We start from the raw sequence: 18193 nt of genomic DNA on the forward strand, positions 1-18193 counted from the left end.
TGAAGAGCCGGGAACGGGGGGCCGCACGCGGCGATGCCCCCCGACCGGAGATCAGACCGCCTGAAGAATGAAGCACTTGAGGTATTCGGTTTCCGGCACGGCCAGCAGCACCGGGTGGTCCGGCGCCTGGGACCGGACGCCCACCACCCTCATTTGCCGGCCGGCCTGACGGGCCGCCTGGGCCAGAAGCTCCCTGAGCGGCTCCCTTCCCATATGGTAGGAGCAGGAGCAGGTGATGAGGTATCCTCCCTCCTCAAGCAACTCCATTCCCCGCCGGTTGACTGTCAGGTAGCCCTTTTCCGCCTCCTTCAGGGCCTTTTTGCTCTTCACGAAGGCCGGCGGATCAAGGACCACCACGCCGAAGCGCCGCCCCTCGTGACGCAGGCTCGCCAGGCGTTCGAATGCATCGCAGACCTCGGCCCGCACCCTGTCTCCCAGGCCGTTGAGCCGGGCATTGGCCATGACCAGGGCGGCCGCCCGCTCCGAAACATCCAGGCACAGTGTTTCCGCTGCACCGAAGGCCGCGGCGTGGACCCCCCAGCTGCCCGAATAGGAAAAGCAGTCGAGTACCCGCTTCCCTTCGCTGATCCCCTTCAGGAGGAGATGATTCTCCTTCTGATCCAGGAAGTGTCCGGTCTTTTGCCCACCCATGATATCCACCCTGAACCGGAGGCCATGCTCATCGATCTCCAGTTCGCCGGGTGTTTCGCCCGCCAGCACCTCCACCGTTTCGGCGAGTCCTTCCAGCGATCGCACCGCCACATCGTTGCGGGCAACGATACCCTGGGGGGCCAAGAGTTCCGCCAGTGCCGCCACGATCATCTCCCGCCGGGCTTCCATCCCGGCAGTCAGAAGCTGGACGGACAGCCAGTCGCCGTACTTGTCGATCACGAGTCCCGGCAGGAAATCCCCTTCACCGTGCACCAGGCGAAAGGTCTCCATGCCCGGGTAGAGCTGCCGACGCAGTGCCAGCGCTCGGCCGATCCGCTCCAGGAAGAAGCCCCGGCTGTCGATGTCGGCCCGCTCCCTCGTGAGGAGGCGCGCCGCGATCAGTGACCGGGGATTGTAGTACCCCGTTCCCAGAAAGCCGCCGCCGGCGTCGAAGATGTCGGCGGTGATGCCCGGAAGCCGCTCCCCCTGGATCTCCCGGATCTCGTTGCTGAAGACCCAGGGGTGTCCGCCCCTGATCCGGCGCTCCTCGCCGCGGTTGAGGATGATCCGTGTCCTGTTCGTTCCGTTCATGCGCGCTCCAAAAAAAATCCCCTCGCCTGGAGGGGATTCGGTGTGACGTCAGTAAGGGGTGGAAAGACTAGCCGAGCACGTCGATGAGCTTTTTTGCCAAGGGGTGGACCACCGTGTAGTGGACCTCGACGCCGTCGCGCTTGCCTTCGATGATGCCCTTGTTCTTGAGCAGGGCCAGATGCTGGGAAACGGTTGCCTGGGGAAGGCCGAGGCACTCCCAGATATGCTTTACGTTGCATTCCCTCGTGCAGAGCCCTGCCACGATCTTGAGCCGGACCGGGTGGCCGAGTACCTTGAAGATTTCCGCTTCATCGGTGAAATTTCTGCTCTTGTCGAATTCTTCCATTTCCATGAAAAATCCTTCCTGTTGCCCGCGGAAGCGTTGACCCTCCGGAATCGGCGGGATAATTGGGGCCTAGGGAATATTTCATATAGTTATATGGTTCTCACCATGCCTTGTCAAGAAAAAGGTGTCGGTATACCAAACAGTTTTTTACTTAGGTGGCATGCCGCAAAATGGCCGGGTCCCTTCTCCTCCAGGGGGGGGGCATCAGTGCGGCAAATTGCCTCTGCATAGGGACATCTCGGGTGGAAAGTGCAGGCCTGTGGCGGAGTTAGCGGTGAAGGCGGATCGCCTGCCAGGATGATTCGTTTGTGGCTGAGCCCAGCCATTACACGGGGGACCGCCGACAGGAGCGCCTCGGTGTATGGGTGCTGAAACCGCGAAAACACAGCATCCCGCGTCCCGATCTCTACGATTTTCCCCAGGTACATGACCGCAACCCGATCGCTCAGATGTCTGACCACGGACAGGTCGTGGGCAATGAAGAGATATGAGAGCCCCAGGTCGCGTTTCAGCTGCTGCAGGAGGTTGATGATCTGGGCCTGGATGGAAAGGTCCAGGGCGGACACCGGTTCATCGGCCACGATGATACGGGGCGAGACCGCAATGGCCCGGGCAATGCCGACCCTCTGCCGCTGGCCGCCTGAGAATTCATGGGGATAGCGGTCCGCATGGCCCGCCTGAAGCCCCACCATATCCAGCAGTTCCAGGGTCCTGGCCCGGCGTCCCCCGCGCGGAGCGAGGCCGTGGATGTCCAATGCCTCGCCCACGATGTCGCCCACCCGCATGCGCGGATTCAGGGAGGAGAACGGATCCTGGAAGATCATCTGCACATCTTTGCGGAATGACTGGCGCTCGTCGCGCGCCATTTCGGCCACGGCCCGGCCGTTGAAGCGGATGGTGCCGGCGTCGGGAGGGATCAGCCCCATGAGAAGCTTGCCCACCGTTGACTTGCCGCACCCGGACTCGCCGGCGAGGCCCAGGGTCTCGCCGGGGGCGATGTCGAAGGTCACGTCCGAGACGGCCCGCAGCTCTCGCCGGGGGGAAAAGGGGCCGGCATTGACGGAAAACGTCTTGGAAAGGTTCTCCGCGCTGAGGAGATGGTCGGTCATAGGGGGTTCCAGCACCGGACCCGGTGGCCCGGCGAACGTTCGATGAGGGGAGGCGTTTCCTGGGCGCACTCCCGTACCTTGCGGGGACAGCGATTGCAGAAACCGCAGCCGGTGAGCCCGCCGAACAGACTCGGTACCTGCCCGGCAATCGTACGCAGCGGCTCGCCCGGAACGCTGCGCTGGGGGAGCGACGCCAGAAGCCCGTCGGTATAGGGATGCAGGGGGGTGGTCACCAGGTCGGCGGTGGGCCCCTCCTCCACGATCCGTCCCGCATACATCACCATGGTCCGGTCAGCACGCTCGGCAACCACCCCCAGGTCGTGGGTAATGAGGAGAAGGGCCATGCGGTGCTCTTCGCCGAGGCGGTCGAGGAGCTCCAGGATCTGCGCCTGGATGGTGACGTCCAGGGCGGTAGTCGGCTCGTCAGCGATCAGGAGCCGCGGCCCGCAGGCCAGCGCCATGGCGATCATGACGCGTTGCCGCATGCCGCCCGACAACTGGTGGGGATAGGCGTCGAGCCGGGATGCCGGCTCGGGAATGCCCACCTGGGCCAGCAGGCGCTCTGCCTCCTCGCGCGCCGCCCGTCGTCCGAGCCGGCGGTGGAGGATGAGCCCTTCGGCAATTTGACTGCCGATCCGGAATACGGGGTTCAGGGACGTCATGGGTTCCTGGAAGATCATGCCGATGCGGTTCCCGCGGATGGAGCGCATGTCCGCCTCGCTTGCCGCCAGCAGGTCTGTCCCTTCAAATCGGATCTCGCCCCCGGTTATTTCACCGGGCGGCGGGACCAACCGCAGGATGGATGCCGCGGTTACACTTTTCCCGCAGCCGGATTCCCCCACCAGTGCCACGGTTTCACCGGCGGCAATGGAAATGTCGACGCCGTTCACGGCATGGACGTCCCCTTCGGCGAGATGGAAAACGGTCGAGAGTTGCCTGATGTCGAGCAGGTTTGCCACGGACGATTCCTGTCGGGATAAAATGGGCGCAGAATGCGATGAATCAGTGGTGGTTATACCACGATCTCCGCCGGTGGGCAAATGTCGGCTGGTGCTTGGGGGGGGTCAGCTGGTGCGGTGGCCGTATTCGCTGATGGCGACCACCTTGCGCTCGGCGCGCCGATGATCGCGGGCGGGGCAGGATGTTCCCGGCTCTTCCCGTTGGAAGGTGATGCCCAGGAGGCCCGATTCCAGGAGTTCGACGAAGGCCGGCACCAGTTCGGGGTCGAATTGAGTGCCCACGTTGTCGATCAATTCCTGCACCGCCAGATCCACCGGCAGGGCCTTGCGGTAGGGACGATCGGAGGTCATGGCGTCGAAGGCATCGGCCACGGCGAGGATGCGGGATTCGAGCAACTGCTCCTCCGGGCCGAGGCAGTTCGGGTAGCCGCGGCCGTCGTACCGCTCGTGGTGCTGGCCGATGCACTGGCGCACATCCTGGAGAAAATCGATGGGCTCCAGAATCTTCATGCCGATCACCGGATGCTGCTGAAGGTCGCGGATCTCGTCCGACGAAAGTTTGCCTTCCTTGTGGAGCAGGCTCAGATCGATGCCGATCTTGCCGATGTCGTGCAGGATGGCGGCCCGCTCGATCACCTTGACGCGATCGGCTGGAAGCCGCAGCTTGCGCGCCAGTTCCGTGGAGTAGCGGGTCACCCGCTCCGAGTGGCCGCGGGTATAGCTGTCGCTCGCCTCGATGGCGGAAACCAGGGCTTGGATGGTGTGAAGGTAGGTGGCCTGCTGTTCGTCGTAGAGTTGGGCGTTCTTGATGGCGATGCTCGCCTGGGCGGCGATGGTGGAGAGCAACTCCAGTTCTTCAATGGAGTAGGTGGAATTGTCGCCCTTGTTGACCACCGTAATGGTGCCGATGATTTCGTCCTTGACCTGGAGCGGGGCGCAGACGAGGGTCCTGCGCTCGTATCCCAGGGAACTGTACCGGTCGAACTGGGGCCATTCGTCCATGTCGGTGATGAGGAGCGGCCGCCGGTTTTCGATGACCCAGGTGGATACGCTCGACTGCTTCATGGGCAGCGTCGTCGACGAGCCCTCCGGGATGGTGTGGCCCAGCAGCGTCGTCACCTGCAGGTTCCTCTCCCGGGGCGAGTAGAGGATGATGTAGCCGATCTGGGCGTGGAGCGTGTCGACCGTGGTCTTCACGATCAGGTTGAAGAGCCGCTCGGGTTCCATGGTCGAGTTGACGGCGAGACCCACCTTGTAGAGAGTCGAAAGTCTCGCAACGGCCTGCTCGAGATTGGTGTTCTTGTCCTCCAGTTCGCTGGCCAGGTCTGCGATTTTGTAGTTCGCCTCCTCAATCTCCTCGATCCGCTCTTCCATGCTGACGTTCAGGTTCTCGATCTCACTGAGCTGCTCCTCCAGCTTCTGATTCATGATGTGCATCTCGTGGTGGTGGGACAACTTGGACTGGGCCCGGGCCAGTTCACGCTCGTGGCTGATGGTTGTTTCCATGTAGTACTTGAGCTTGTTCACCATCATGTTGAAGTTGTCGGACAATGCCATCATGTCGTCGCTGCTGGAAATATCGCTCCGCACATTGAAGTCGCCGTGCTCCACCCGTTGCATTGACGCAATGATGGTCTTCAGGGGGCGGTTCACGTAGGCGTGGAGAAAGAGCGATATGGTGACGAAGATCAGCAGGACCATGAACAGGGTCGAAGTCAGGGCAAAACTCTTGCCCTTGGCCAGATCCGCCTGGAGGTAGTCGATGGGAAGCTCGATCTCGAGGGCGCCGAGAATGGCCTGGCCGGCGTCATGGCATCCCTGGCAGGCCGGCCTGTTGTAAATGAGGGAGATGCTGTGGAACTGCTGGTGATCTCCCCTGTTGTGCAGGTGGATGGCGTTTCCCTTGCGGTAGGCTTCCAGTTCCTGCACATCCACCTGGCCGCCGATCTCGCGCTTGTCGGAGGAGTTGAGGATGCGGCCGTTTTCGTCGAAGATGGTGAGGCTGTTGATGGCTTCGTGCGCCTTGAGGCGCGTCAGGATGCGGGTCACCTCGTCTGATTGCCCGCTCATCATGACGTTTTCGATACTGTTCTGGATGGTGGTGGCGAGGATCTGGGCGTTGCGTGCCGAAATGCGGGTGATGGTACGCTGCTGGTTGCGATATTCCAGGTATCCGAACGTCGCAACGATCACCACGACGATCAGGGTTATCATGCCGAGAATTTTTACTCGAAGAGAATTCATGAAGGGATATCCATGTGCCACTATGGGGTGATTATTCGTCAAATCGCAGAAAATGGCATCAAAGTCAAGTGATATGGCGGCTTCTTGTTGTCAAATTGTCAGACGCCGGTGGCCTGCGAGTGCTTCGGTCTGATTGTCCGGCGAGCCGGTTCCCGGTGCCGCCGGGCACTGCCGGCGGCCTGTGCTGCCGCGGCCCCGAAACGCTTGACAAGGCATCTGACTCCCCCTATGATTACGAACCTGCGCAAGGATTTGACTGTTCGCGCCAGGATTTAAAAGCAATTCATTTGCCAAGTGTCGGCTAATGATTTTTGCACTCCCATTAATCCGGATTCCATCCAGGAAAGCACACGCAGGCGGAGGGGCAATCCCCTCCCTCTTTTTATGCATCGGCCGGTGAAACCAAACTCAGAGCGCACCATAGGCGGGCAGCAGTGGTGAGAGCGTTATTCGTCCTTCTGGCCGTTGTCTTTTTCGCAGCGACAGCCGGCGGCGGAACCGCTCCGTTCCGCCAGGAAACCGTGCGGGTCGCCATCGTCAAGGGTGATGACGAGGTCCGCGTCGACGGCGACGGACTCCTTGCCACGGACCAGAGCGGAGAGCCGGTGCGATTCGCGCTGCCTGCCCCCGTCCGTCGCGCCGGCGACGCCCTTTCCGTGGGCGGCAGGGTTCTGCGACGCCTGACCGTTGCCTCCCCTTCGACCGTGACGGTCAATGGCAAGCGGTATCGTGGCGTCATAGAACTGGTCCCGGCGGACAAGGGGATACTCGTCATAAACGAGCTTCCCCTCGAAGATTACCTGGTGGGACTCATCAATTGCGAGATATCGTCCCAGTGGCCCATGGAGTCGGTCAAAGCTCAGGCCGTGGTTGCCCGCACCTATGCGGTCTATCAGAAGAAGGCCCGTGCCGGCGCCGTCTATCACCTGGAGTCCACGGTCCTCGATCAGGTCTACGGTGGGTGCGAGATCGAAGACAGCAGGGCCGCCCGCGGGGTGCGCGAGACCGCCGGAGAGATACTCACCTGGGGGGGGCAACCGATCCAGGCCTTCTACCATTCCAACTGCGGCGGCCGGACCGAGGTGGCGGAAAACGTCTGGGGCTTCAAGCTTCCCTATCTCAAGAGCGTTGACTGCGCCTATTGCTCGGATATGCCCTCAACCCGCTGGGAACAGACCCTGCCCCTGAAGAAGCTCGAATCGCTCTTCCGGGGGGCGGGCATCGCCGTGTCCGGGCTCAGAGATATCAGGGAAGGCAAGCGCAACAACAGCGGCCGTCTCACCGAACTGGTACTGGTGTCGTCCCGGGGGAGCACCGCTGTCCCGGCGGTCACGTTCCGAAAGATCGTCGGCTACACCGTTATCAAAAGCACCAACTTCCTGGTGAAGGTGCGGGGTGACGAAGCCGTGTTCACGGGCATGGGCTACGGCCATGGGGTCGGCCTCTGTCAGTGGGGGACCAAGCAGCGGGCCGCGGACGGATTCAGCTACCGCGAGATTCTGTCCTACTATTTCCCGGAAGCGGTGCTCACGCACATGGACGATGGACAGGGGAGCGATGCTCGTTACTGAGTTCGATTACCATCTCCCCCCGGAACTTATTGCCCAGGAACCCCTCAGCCAACGGGACGCCACCCGGCTCATGACCGTGGAGCGGGACGGCGGCCGTATCGGGGAGATCCCGTTCCACGGCATTGCGGACCTGTTCCGGCCCGGCGACCTGTTGGTGATCAACGATACGCGCGTCATCCCGGCGCGGCTCCACGGCCACAAGGAAAGCGGCGGCAAGACGGAGATTTTTCTCGTGCGGCGCCGGCCGGGGGACGACGAGACCTGGCACTGCCTGATCCGCTCCTCAAAGCCGCCCCGGCCGGGTGTGACGGTGCTCCTCCCGGAAGGGGTCCGCGCCATTGTCCGCGAGCCCGGGGAAGGGGAAACCTGGCTCGTGTCCTTCAGACCCGGTGAAGGGTTTCAGGAGTGGCTGGATCGCAACGGTGCCATGCCCCTTCCTCCCTACATCAGGCGCGAGGCGGATGCGGCGGACCGGGACCGGTACCAGACCGTGTTTGCCCGCAACAGGGGGGCGGTAGCCGCGCCCACTGCCGGCCTCCACATGACCGCCGGGCTCCTGGACGAGATCGCCGGCCGCGGAGTCCGGGTGGTGCCCGTGACGCTGCACGTGGGTCTCGGCACGTTCATGCCGATTCGGGTCGAACGGCTTGAGGACCATCGGATGCACCGGGAGCGGTATCATATTTCCCCGGCCACTGCCGAAGCGATCAACGGCTGCAGGCGGGAGGGGGGCCGGGTCGTTGCCCTGGGCACCACCGTCTGCCGGACCCTGGAACAGGCCGCGGCGGCCGACGGTACCATCGCAGCCGGCGAGGGCGAGGCCGACATCTTCATCTATCCGGGCTACCGCTTCAAGGCGGTGGACGCCCTGATAACAAACTTCCACCTGCCCAAGTCGACCCTGCTCATGCTCGTGTCGGCGTTCGCCGGAAGGGACCTTCTCTTCAGGGCCTACGGTGAGGCGGTGGCCGGGCGTTTCCGTTTCTTCAGCTACGGAGACGCGATGTTCATCTTCTGAAAGGCGGGCACGAGGCCGCGCAGGGGGCGGACGGGACGATTTCCCGGCCCCGGGCTGCGGTTTCCGGCCCTGCGTGCAGGCATCCTTGGCAGCTATCCAGTTCAGATTACTGAAGCAGGACGGCGCGGCCCGTCTCGGCTCTTTGACAACTCCCCACGGGCTCATCGAGACCCCGATCTTCATGCCGGTGGGGACTCAGGCCACGGTCAAGGCCATGACCCCCGAGGAGCTCGACGCCATCGGCGCGCGGATCATCCTCGCCAACACCTACCACCTCTATATCCGCCCGGGCCATGAACTGATCCGGCGGCTGGGGGGGCTTCACCGTTTCATGCACTGGGACCGGCCGATCCTCACCGACAGCGGCGGGTTTCAAGTGTTCAGCCTCAACGAGCTCAGAAAGATTTCGGAGGAGGGGGTGCGCTTCCAGTCCCATCTGGACGGTTCGTACCACACCATCCGGCCCGAGGACGCCGTCGCCATCCAGGAGGCCCTGGGCAGCGACATCGCCATGTGCTTCGACGAGTGCACCCCCTATCCTGCGACGCACGACTATGCCCGGCGCTCCATGGAGCTGACTACCCGCTGGGCCCGCCGCTGCAAGGATGCCCGCCGCCGTGAGGACCAGGCCCTGTTCGGCATCGTCCAGGGGGGCATGTACCGGGACCTGCGCGAGCGGAGCGCCGCAGAACTGGTGGAAATCGGATTCGACGGGTACGCCGTGGGCGGGCTTTCAGTGGGAGAGGAGAAGGAGCATATGTACGGCGTCATGGAATGGACGGCGCCGCTGCTCCCTGCGGACCAGCCCCGTTACGTGATGGGGATCGGCACTCCGGAGGACTTGGTCGAGGCGGTCTGGCGCGGCTTCGACATGTTCGACTGCGTTATGCCCACCCGCAATGCACGCAACGGAATGCTCTTCACCTCCTTTGGCCGCCTGAACATCAAGGGGGCTGCCTACGCGGAGGATCAGGGGCCCGTGGACCCCGCATGCGGCTGCTATGTCTGCCGGAACTACAGCAGGGCCTACCTGAGGCACCTCTACCGTTCCGGCGAGATCCTGGCGTCACGCCTCAATACGTACCACAACCTCGCCTACTACCTGGATCTGATGGCGCAGATCCGGGCGGCCATTGCCGAGGGGAGGTTCGACTTCTTCCGCCGGGAGTTTTACGCCCGCCGGGAAACGCAGTAGCAGTCTTTTCGCAGTCGTTTAACCAAGGGCTCTGCCCTACACAATACACGTGGAGGTATACACAATGCTCGGAATCGCGTTTGCAATGGCGGCACCCCCGGGAGGCGCCCAGTCCGGCGGCGCCATGGGAGCCTTCCAGGCAATTCTCCCCCTGGTCTTCATGTTCGCCATCTTCTATTTCCTGCTGATCCGTCCCCAGCAGAAGAAGGCCAAGGAGCACCGGGCCCTGCTCGACTCTCTCAAGCGGGGCGACCAGGTGGTCACCGCCGGCGGCATGCACGGCAAGGTGAGCGGCATCGATGGCGATATCGTGAACCTCGAGATTGCACCTGGCGTCGTCATCAAGATCACCAAGGGATACGTCGCCAGCCTGAAGAAGGACTAAGGATCCATCGAAAGGAGCTTCGCTCATGTCCAAAGGGCTACTCTGGCGTTTCAGCCTCATTGCATTATTCATTACTCTGTCGCTTCTCTACCTGACCCCGACCCTGGTGTCGCCGCTGCCGTCCTGGTGGAAGGGACTCCTTCCCAAGGACCGGATACACCTGGGACTCGACCTGCAGGGCGGGACGCATTTGGTCATGGAGGTGGAAACCCAGAAGGCCGTCGAGGGGACCCTGGACCTCATTGCCACCGATCTGGAGGATGCGCTCTCCGCCAAGTCGCTGCGGTACAAGCAGATCGCCCGTCAGGGGGGCGACCGGGTCGGCATGACCTTCTACGATCGCGGGACCGCTGACGAGGCCCAGAAGCTTCTCAAGGACAAGTACCCGACCATGACGCTCGTTCCTCCCTATGACGAGGGGGGCTTCGTGCACCTGCAGCTCCGGATGAACGAGAAGGAGGCCCAGGAGCGTAAGGACCGGGCCGTGGCCCAGGCCCTGGAAACCATCCGCAACCGGATCGACCAGTTCGGCGTTTCCGAACCGGTCATCGCCCGCGAAGGACTCACCAACATCGTGGTCCAGCTGCCGGGCATCAGCGACCCGAAACGGGCCATCGAGCTCATCGGCCGCACGGCCCGCCTTGAGTTCAAACTGGTGGACGAAACGGTCAATCCGGCCATTGCCACGCCGGGAACCATTCCCGAAGACACGGAAATCCTGATTGAGAAGCGGACCGATCCCACCACCGGCGCGGTCACCGAGATTCCGCTGGCGGTGAAGAAGAAGGCAATCATCACCGGCGATCTTCTCACCGATGCCCAGATCAGGATCGATTCCCAGTTCAACCAGCCCTACGTGGCCATCGAGTTCAACTCGACCGGCGCCCGGCTCTTCGACCAAGTAACCGCCGCCAACGTGGGCAAGCGCTTCGCCATTGTCCTCGACAACACCATCTACTCGGCCCCGGTCATCCGCGAGCGGATCTCCGGCGGGAGCGCCCAGATCTCCGGTTCGTTCACCGAGAAGGAGGCCGCCGACCTGGCCATCGTGCTCCGGGCCGGTTCCCTGCCCGCCCCGGTCAAAATCATCCAGAACGTGACGGTGGGGCCGTCCCTGGGACAGGACTCCATCAACAAGGGGCTCATGGCCGGCGCCATAGGCGTCGCGCTCGTGATCATCTTCATGGGTATCTACTACAAGCTGTCGGGCATGGTGGCCAATTTCGGGATGATTCTCAACGTCCTCTACCTCATGGGGGCGCTGGCCGCCCTGGGGGCAACCCTCACCCTGCCCGGCATCGCCGCCATCGTACTGTTGATCGGCATGTCGGTGGACGCCAACGTTCTGATCTTCGAACGGATACGGGAGGAGCTGCGCCTCGGCAAAACGCCGATTGCCGCCCTTGATTCAGGTTACGACAAGGCGTTCCTCACCATCATGGACTCCCACGTGACCACCCTCATCACCGCGGCGGTCCTCTTCCAGTTCGGCACCGGCCCGGTCAAGGGATTTGCCGTGTCGCTCAGCCTGGGGGTCATTATCAACCTCTTTACTGCCCTTGTCGGAACCAAGGCGATCTTCGATTTCGCCCTGAACCGTCTGCGGGTTAAGCGTCTGAGCGTCTAGGGGGGCATCATGCAAATAATCGGCAAAACAAATTTCGATTTCATGGGCAAAAAGAAGATTACGTTCGTGATCTCCGCCATTATCGCCTTGCTCGGCCTCGTTGGTATCGGCCAGATTGCCATGGGAACCGCCAACATGGGGATCGATTTCTCCGGCGGCACCGCGGTCCAGCTCAATTTCAGCCAGCCGGTAGCCATTGACCAGGCCCGGCAGGCCCTGGCCAAGCACGGTTTCAAGGACGCCAACCTCCAGGAGATCACCGGGGGCAACAAGCTTCTCGTCAAGGTAGGCAAGGCCACCCACGTTCAGGGTCCGGTCGCTGACGCGATCCAGGATGCCTTCCACAAAGAGCTTACCGGCAACCGGTTTGTGGTGGAGAGTTCCACGGAGATCGGCCCGGCCATCGGCGACAAGCTCCGCAGGGATACGCTGGTGGCCATCGCCGTCTCCATGGTGGGAATCCTCATCTACATCGCCTGGCGCTTCGACTTCGCCTTCGGCATGGGCGCCCTGGCGGCAACCCTCCACGACGTGCTGGCCATGTTTGCCGTCTTCTTCGTCATGCAGAAGGAGATCAACCTGCTCTTCATCACGGCGGTGCTTACCATTGCCGGCTATTCGCTGACCGATACGGTGGTCGTCTTCGACCGGATTAGGGAAAACCTGCACAAGAACGTCAAGGATTCCCTGACGGCGATCTGCAACTTCAGCATCAATGAGGTCCTTTCCCGGACGATCATTACCGCCCTGACCACGTTCCTGGCAACCGCAGCCCTCTTCTTTTTCGGCGGCGAGGTGATTCACGACTTCGCCTTCGCACTGCTGGTGGGCATCATCGTCGGTGTGTACTCATCCGTGTTTGTGGCGAGCCCCATTGTCGTGATCTGGGGGGCGCGGAACAAGGAAACCAAGGCCTAGGGGGAGAAAGAACATGAACAAGGAAACCTTGCTTGCCGCAGTTGTCGCTCTCGTCGTGGGACTCCTGGGCGGTTACCTGGTGTTCAGCATCAGCGGGTCCAAGAACCCGGCGCCGGCCGGCGGGATGCCGGGGGGCGGAGCTCCCATGGTGAACTATGAGGAGCGGATCGCCCAGGCCGTCAAGGTCGTGGCCCAGGACCCGAAGAATCTCCAGGCCTGGGTCCAGCTGGGCAATGATTACTTCGACACCAATCAGCCGCAGAAGGCCATCGAAGCCTATGGCAAGGCCCTGGAGCTCAAGCCGAACGATCCCAACATTCTCACCGACCAGGCGATCATGTATCGGGCAGTGGGCTGGTTCGACAAGGCGATCGCCAACCTGGAGGCATCCGTCAAGGTTGATCCGAAGCATGTCCAGAGCCTGTTCAACCTGGGCATCATCTACATGGAAGACCTGAAACAGCCAGCCAAGGCAATCCAGTACTGGACGCGCTACCTTGAGCTGGACCCTGCGAGCCCCAACGCCCAGCGGGTCAGAATGATGATGGAACAGGCGAAACAGGTCCAGCCATCATCATCGGCGCCGGGCCCCATGTTCCGCTAGGACACGCACCTCATCCCCGCTCCGGCGGGGATTTTTTTCGCGCGAACGGTCGCGAGGAGCCATGCACGCGGTCAACGAAAAAGTCTGGACCATACGGGAGCCGGACCGGGATGTGGTGGCCCGGCTCGCCCGGGATCTCTCCGTTGATCCCCTCCTGGCCAGGCTGCTGGCCAACAGGGGGGTGACCGACGGAATCGAAGGGCGGCGCTTTCTCGCTGCGACTCTGACCGACCTTCGCGACCCGCTGCTGCTGCGCGGCATGGATGCCGCGGTGGAGCGCCTCTGCACCGCCCTGCGCAACGGTGAGCAGGTCTGCGTGTACGGCGACTACGATGTGGACGGCGTGACCGGCACCGCCCTCCTGGTGAGTTTTTTCCGGGAAGTGGGATTTTACTCCTGCTATCATATCCCCAAACGGCTCAGCGACGGCTACGGCCTCTCCATGGACGGCATCCGCGCCGTTGCGGAAAGGGGCGCGCGGGTGATCGTTACGGTCGATTGCGGCATCAGCTCCGTGGCAGAGGCCGATTTGTGCGCTGCCCTCGGCGTCGACCTCATCATCACCGACCACCACACCCCCGGTCCCGAGCTGCCCCGGGCCCTGGCGGTCATCAATCCCCGGCAGCCCGGCTGCTCCTATCCCTTCAAGTCCCTGGCCGGCGTCGGCGTCGCATTCAACCTCCTGATCGCCCTCCGGGGCCGGTTGCGGGAGGAGGGGTGTTTCACTGCCGGTCCTGAGCCCAATCTCCGCCGGTATCTGGACTTGGTGGCCCTGGGAACCGTCGCCGATGTGGTCCCCCTGATTGAGGAGAACCGCATCTTCGTTACGTACGGGTTGAAGGAGGTGTCCGCCACGGGCCGCGTGGGGCTGAGCGCTCTCAAGGAGGTGGCGGGAGTGGCCGGCCGGGTCGGCTGCGGCGCCGTCGGCTTCCGCCTGGCTCCGCGCCTGAACGCCGCCGGCCGGCTGGAGGATGCCTCACTCGGCGTGGAGCTCCTCCTTACCGACGACCGGAGCAGGGCGGCCGCCCTTGCGGCGGAACTCGACCGGAGCAACGGGGAGCGGCAGGTCCTGGAGCGCTCCATCCTCGACGAGGCAACCGCCATGGTACGGGCAAATCCAGGCATGGCCCACAAGAGGAGCATCGTCCTCGCCTCCGACTCCTGGCATCCCGGCGTGGTCGGCATCGTGGCCTCGCGGCTGGTGGACAGGTTTCATAGACCCACCATCCTCATCGCCCTGCAGGACGGCACGGGGCGCGGCTCCGGGCGAAGCGTGCCCGCGCTCCACCTGCTAGATGCCCTGTCGGCCTGCGGCGAGCACCTGGAAAAGTTCGGCGGGCACCGGCAGGCGGCGGGCCTTTCCATTGACGAGGAAACCCTCCAGGCCTTCGTGGAGCGGTTCGAAGACGTCTGTGCCGGACTGCTGGGTCCCGACGACCTGAAGCCGCTGGTGGCAGCTGACGCCGAGCTTGCCGCCGACGAGGTGAACCCGGCGCTCGTGGACCTGATCGAGGCTCTGGAGCCGTTCGGTATGGGGAATCCGGAGCCGCTGTTCCTGCTGCGCGGCGTCACGGTCTGCGGCAGGCGGGTCGCCGGCGGGCATCACCTGCAACTGCGGCTGGACCTGGGAGGACGCCAGGTCGATGCCGTCGGCTTCAATCTCGCCGCCAGGGACGGCGCGCCCGGCGAGCGGGTGGACATCCTCTTTACGGCCGGCTGGAACAACTGGAACGGCCGGCGGAAGTTCCAGCTTACCCTGAAGGATCTGAAACGATCGGGAGATGGCCGTGCTTCGTGAGGAACGGTTCGAACGGGCGGAAAAAGTCATTCACCTGGGATTCTGGGTCAATGCCGTCCTGATGGTCATGAAACTTGCGGCGGGGCACTTCGGCGGCTCGGAAGCGGTCTTTGCCGACGGCGTTGAGAGTGGCTGCGACTTCGTGGCGCTCCTCTTTACCATGGCGGCGCTGCGGGTGGGACGCAAACCCTTCGACGCCAGACACCCTTACGGTCACGGCAAAGCGGAGAACGTGGCGGCGTTCGTCATCGCGCTGGTCATCGGCGGCGCCGGCATGTTCATCCTGGCGCAGTCGGTGCGCACCATCATGTCCCGCTCCTGGCAGACCCCCGACCTCATCGCGGTGGCTGCCGCTCTGCTGACCATCATCATCAAGGAAGGGCTCTACCGCTACAGCGTCGCGGCGGGGCGAAAGCTCGACAGCCCGGCGCTCCAGGCCGTTGCCATGGACCATCGCAAGGATGCCCTTACCTCCGTCGGGACCCTGGCGGGTGTTGTCGGCGCCTATGCCGGCTTCGGGATCATGGACCCGCTTGCGGCGGGACTCACCTCCCTCTTCATTTTCAAGATCGGGTACGAGACCTTCCGTGCCGCCCTCCACGACCTCATGGACGGCCAGCCGCCCGGCGACTTCATCCGGGCGGTCACTGATCTGGCCGAGGGGGTCGAGGGGGTCGAGCACGTCCATGAAATCCGGGGCCGCCGGTCGGGCCAGTACATCATCATCGACCTCAAGCTCGACATGGACCCGGAGATGACGGTCAAACAATCCCACGATATCGCCACGTGTGTCAAAAAATTGATTTTCGAACGGTTCCCCAACGTGGGGGATGTCATGATCCACATCAACCCCCACGACGAAGAGCATGAGGATCTGATACGGCTTTAGCGGAGAGGCGTCCGGGCGCTGATGCGTCAGGACCCCATACCATCACAAGGAGGCAGCCATGGCAGAGACCCCCAAGAGTATCGCTGACCTGAAGGAAGCATTCGCCGGTGAGTCCCAGGCGAATCGCAAGTACCTCGCCTTTGCGAAGCAGGCGGACAAGGAAGGGTTCACCCAGGTGGCGAAGCTCTTCCGCGCCGCGGCGGAAGCCGAAACCATCCATGCCCACAACCACCTGCGCGCCCTCGGCGCCATCGGCGCAACCCGTGAGAATCTGGTGGAGGCCGTTGCCGGCGAAACCCACGAGTTCAAGAACATGTATCCCCAGATGATCGCCGACGCTGAACTGGAGGGCGCCACCGAGGCCCGCCGCTCGTTCACCTTTGCCAATGCCGTGGAAAAAGTCCACGCGGCCCTTTACCAGCAGGCCCTCGACACCCTCGGCCAGCCGACGGAGGAGTTCGACTACTACGTCTGCCCCGTCTGCGGCCACACGGTGGAGCGCGAAGCGCCGGAAAAGTGCGAAGTCTGCGGGGCAAAGGGGAGCGTGTTCTTCAAGGTAGCCTAGTCGCTTTGTCTCATGTCCCGCTCGGTTGATCCTCTGAGTAGCTTCGTGAAAAGACCAGCCAGGCCATCAGCGTTTTCACGCGGGCTGTCCGGGAAGTGCCGGGCAGCCCGTAGTCGTAATGGCTCAATTCCGCCGGTCCCCTTCGATGCGGCACCGCGCCTCCGGCAGATATGAGGGGTGTGAAATGTGTGCGAGGAATCTTTTATTGGCTGGCCCTTATTTTGCATCTAAGGCTGGGTGCCATAACCATCAGGAAAAAGATTGACATTAAATTCCGCCTCATGTGAGTATCCGGTATCCATGGAACAAGTATGAATACCATCCTCTTTATTTCCGACGACTTCAGGTCCGGTGACTTACTCACGTTTCTTCGCTCCCACTATAAAGGGAGGGTGAAGCTCGCGCCGGATTTCGACCAGGGCCTCAAGGACGTGTTCGACAACCGTCCCTCGGGCGTGTTCATCCAGAGCGAGATTTCCGGCATTTCGGGAGAGACGGTCGCCCGGCACATCAAGACGCTCCTTCGGACCGAGGCTCCACGCATCATTCTCGTTCACACCGCTCCCCTCAAGCCCCTGGGGGGGAAAAAGTGGTTCGACGATTCCCTCGATTTCAATCAATCGGCCGATGAGCTTGCCCATGCGCTCAAGGAGTGCGTGCTGGCGATCTCGCCCGACCTCTGGGTCGATGACGCCGCCGGGGAGTCTAATGCCGTTGACGATGCCGTTGCCGAGCCCGCAATCGCCGAGCCCCCCGTTGACGCGGCACCGTCGGCCGGGGACGAGGCCGCGCGGGAGATCGACGCTGCGGAGGATGCTGCTCCGGAATTCGAGTTCAACAGCTGGGATGTGCCCGTGCTGCCGACAGAGAGGCACGCACCGGTTGAGGATGCGGCACCCGTTTACGTTGCGGCCGCACCCGTCGTTGCCGAAGTCGTGCCCGTTGCCGTGGACGTCGTAACTCCCCCCCCGGCTGCCCCGGCCGAACCCGTTCAGGAGACGGACCCTGCCCCTGCTCCCGTGCCCCCCCGGCCGGCGCCTTCCGTGGCCGATTTCAGCGCTCCGCCCGTGGCCGCGAAGCAGAAGCCGCGACCGGCGGTTCCTCCCTTTGCGGCAACCGGGTCCTTGCCCGCCCCGGCCGGCCGGAAATCCCTCCGGATGCCCCTGCTCGCGGTTCTGCTGGTGATGGCGTCGGCGGCTGCCGCCTATTTCCTGCTTCATACGGGGAAACCGTCCCAGCCCGCGGCCGCTGTTGCGCCCTCCGCGCCGTCGGCCACGACTCCGTCCGCGCCTCCGGCCGGCGCTCCTGCGCCGACTGCCGAGCCGGCCCCGGCGCAACCCGCGCCCGCGACGCACCTTCCCGCGTTCATCCCCACCAAGGAGCGCGATGAGGCCTTTTCCCGCGCCAATCCCGGCTGGGAGCGCTACCGGGGCAAGGGGATGGAGTTCAGGGTTTACCGGGAATCGGGCACGGTAAAGGCCGTCCAGGTCATCGCGGCAGGCAAGGGGGGCATTGCCGAGTCCTATGTGGCCATGGTCCTGCGCGAGCTGACGGGGAGCGAGGATCGCACCGACCCGGCGCGCCGGAAAAAAGACGGCTACCTGGTCGAGAGCGCCAGGACCGCCGGTAATGGCGAGATTGTCGTGTATCGGGGCAAGGGCGGCACGATCCGGGGCATCGTCCTCTCGCTCTCCTGATGCCCGGCACCAACCCGCGGACGAAG

Annotated in this window: 16 protein-coding genes; 11 read left to right on the forward strand and 5 right to left on the reverse strand. The window is 63.2% G+C overall.

All coding sequences use genetic code 11. The features are described 5' to 3' along the window. Window positions 1-51 precede the first annotated feature (51 nt). From AABA48_RS01605 to AABA48_RS01625, 5 genes are all read right to left on the reverse strand, one after another. Window positions 52-1242, reverse strand: coding sequence for a class I SAM-dependent rRNA methyltransferase (locus AABA48_RS01605; RefSeq protein ID WP_338270856.1), 1191 nt, complete (start codon window positions 1240-1242; stop codon window positions 52-54). A 67-nt stretch (window positions 1243-1309) separates the two neighbouring features. Beyond that, a complete protein-coding gene (locus AABA48_RS01610; RefSeq protein ID WP_010943263.1) occupies window positions 1310-1594 on the reverse strand; it encodes an ArsR/SmtB family transcription factor in 285 nt (94 codons plus the stop codon). A gap of 107 nt (window positions 1595-1701) precedes the next feature. Then, window positions 1702-2697: an ABC transporter ATP-binding protein gene (locus AABA48_RS01615; RefSeq protein ID WP_286351808.1), complete on the reverse strand. Its 996-nt coding sequence runs from the start codon at window positions 2695-2697 to the stop codon at window positions 1702-1704. Continuing rightward, window positions 2694-3656, reverse strand: a complete 963-nt coding sequence (locus AABA48_RS01620) for an ABC transporter ATP-binding protein (protein WP_338270859.1) — start codon at window positions 3654-3656, stop codon at window positions 2694-2696. The genes AABA48_RS01615 and AABA48_RS01620 overlap by 4 nt, the downstream gene beginning before the upstream one ends. Before the next feature lie 105 nt (window positions 3657-3761). Then, window positions 3762-5900, reverse strand: a complete 2139-nt coding sequence (locus AABA48_RS01625) for an HD domain-containing phosphohydrolase (protein ID WP_338270861.1) — start codon at window positions 5898-5900, stop codon at window positions 3762-3764. A gap of 434 nt (window positions 5901-6334) precedes the next feature. On the opposite strand from AABA48_RS01625, the gene AABA48_RS01630 reads away from it, so the two are divergent. From AABA48_RS01630 to AABA48_RS01680, 11 genes are all read left to right on the forward strand, one after another. Further along, window positions 6335-7471, forward strand: a complete 1137-nt coding sequence (locus AABA48_RS01630; RefSeq protein WP_338270863.1) for a SpoIID/LytB domain-containing protein — start codon at window positions 6335-6337, stop codon at window positions 7469-7471. Then, entirely contained in the window at window positions 7458-8489 is a 1032-nt protein-coding gene (gene queA, locus AABA48_RS01635; protein ID WP_338270865.1) for a tRNA preQ1(34) S-adenosylmethionine ribosyltransferase-isomerase QueA, read from the forward strand. The genes AABA48_RS01630 and queA overlap by 14 nt, the downstream gene beginning before the upstream one ends. A gap of 85 nt (window positions 8490-8574) precedes the next feature. Beyond that, the gene (gene tgt / locus AABA48_RS01640) at window positions 8575-9684 is read left to right on the forward strand and encodes a tRNA guanosine(34) transglycosylase Tgt (protein WP_338270866.1); all 1110 of its coding nucleotides are present in this window, start codon (window positions 8575-8577) and stop codon (window positions 9682-9684) included. A 64-nt stretch (window positions 9685-9748) separates the two neighbouring features. Further along, a complete protein-coding gene (gene yajC / locus AABA48_RS01645; RefSeq protein WP_338270867.1) occupies window positions 9749-10069 on the forward strand; it encodes a preprotein translocase subunit YajC in 321 nt (106 codons plus the stop codon). A 25-nt stretch (window positions 10070-10094) separates the two neighbouring features. Continuing rightward, complete coding sequence (gene secD, locus AABA48_RS01650) at window positions 10095-11696, forward strand: protein translocase subunit SecD (protein WP_286351814.1); 1602 nt, start codon at window positions 10095-10097, stop codon at window positions 11694-11696. 9 nt (window positions 11697-11705) lie between these two features. Then, window positions 11706-12614, forward strand: coding sequence for a protein translocase subunit SecF (gene secF, locus AABA48_RS01655; RefSeq protein ID WP_286351815.1), 909 nt, complete (start codon window positions 11706-11708; stop codon window positions 12612-12614). A 13-nt stretch (window positions 12615-12627) separates the two neighbouring features. Next, complete coding sequence (locus AABA48_RS01660; RefSeq protein ID WP_286351816.1) at window positions 12628-13218, forward strand: tetratricopeptide repeat protein; 591 nt, start codon at window positions 12628-12630, stop codon at window positions 13216-13218. 61 nt (window positions 13219-13279) lie between these two features. Further along, the gene (recJ, locus tag AABA48_RS01665; protein ID WP_324312771.1) at window positions 13280-15016 is read left to right on the forward strand and encodes a single-stranded-DNA-specific exonuclease RecJ; all 1737 of its coding nucleotides are present in this window, start codon (window positions 13280-13282) and stop codon (window positions 15014-15016) included. Further along, window positions 15006-15905, forward strand: a complete 900-nt coding sequence (locus AABA48_RS01670) for a cation diffusion facilitator family transporter (RefSeq protein WP_286351818.1) — start codon at window positions 15006-15008, stop codon at window positions 15903-15905. The genes recJ and AABA48_RS01670 overlap by 11 nt, the downstream gene beginning before the upstream one ends. A gap of 58 nt (window positions 15906-15963) precedes the next feature. Next, complete coding sequence (locus AABA48_RS01675) at window positions 15964-16470, forward strand: rubrerythrin family protein (RefSeq protein ID WP_286351819.1); 507 nt, start codon at window positions 15964-15966, stop codon at window positions 16468-16470. Between the two features lie 311 nt (window positions 16471-16781). Next, window positions 16782-18167: a hypothetical protein gene (locus AABA48_RS01680; protein ID WP_286351820.1), complete on the forward strand. Its 1386-nt coding sequence runs from the start codon at window positions 16782-16784 to the stop codon at window positions 18165-18167. Window positions 18168-18193 lie beyond the last annotated feature (26 nt).

It is taken from the genome of Geobacter sp. 60473, assembly GCF_036323535.1.
GTDB classification, from domain to species: domain Bacteria; phylum Desulfobacterota; class Desulfuromonadia; order Geobacterales; family Geobacteraceae; genus Geobacter; species Geobacter sulfurreducens.

Excerpts from the sequence above, each read along its gene's own strand:
- AABA48_RS01605 (WP_338270856.1), bottom strand. The coding sequence starts at position 1,242 with ATGAACGGAACGAACAGGACACGGATCATCCTCAACCGCGGCGAGGAG.
- AABA48_RS01610 (WP_010943263.1), bottom strand. The coding sequence starts at position 1,594 with ATGGAAATGGAAGAATTCGACAAGAGCAGAAATTTCACCGATGAAGCG.
- AABA48_RS01615 (WP_286351808.1), bottom strand. The coding sequence starts at position 2,697 with ATGACCGACCATCTCCTCAGCGCGGAGAACCTTTCCAAGACGTTTTCC.
- AABA48_RS01625 (WP_338270861.1), bottom strand. The coding sequence starts at position 5,900 with ATGAATTCTCTTCGAGTAAAAATTCTCGGCATGATAACCCTGATCGTC.
- queA (WP_338270865.1), top strand. The coding sequence starts at position 7,458 with ATGCTCGTTACTGAGTTCGATTACCATCTCCCCCCGGAACTTATTGCC.
- yajC (WP_338270867.1), top strand. The coding sequence starts at position 9,749 with ATGCTCGGAATCGCGTTTGCAATGGCGGCACCCCCGGGAGGCGCCCAG.
- secD (WP_286351814.1), top strand. The coding sequence starts at position 10,095 with ATGTCCAAAGGGCTACTCTGGCGTTTCAGCCTCATTGCATTATTCATT.
- secF (WP_286351815.1), top strand. The coding sequence starts at position 11,706 with ATGCAAATAATCGGCAAAACAAATTTCGATTTCATGGGCAAAAAGAAG.
- AABA48_RS01660 (WP_286351816.1), top strand. The coding sequence starts at position 12,628 with ATGAACAAGGAAACCTTGCTTGCCGCAGTTGTCGCTCTCGTCGTGGGA.
- recJ (WP_324312771.1), top strand. The coding sequence starts at position 13,280 with ATGCACGCGGTCAACGAAAAAGTCTGGACCATACGGGAGCCGGACCGG.
- AABA48_RS01675 (WP_286351819.1), top strand. The coding sequence starts at position 15,964 with ATGGCAGAGACCCCCAAGAGTATCGCTGACCTGAAGGAAGCATTCGCC.
- AABA48_RS01680 (WP_286351820.1), top strand. The coding sequence starts at position 16,782 with ATGAATACCATCCTCTTTATTTCCGACGACTTCAGGTCCGGTGACTTA.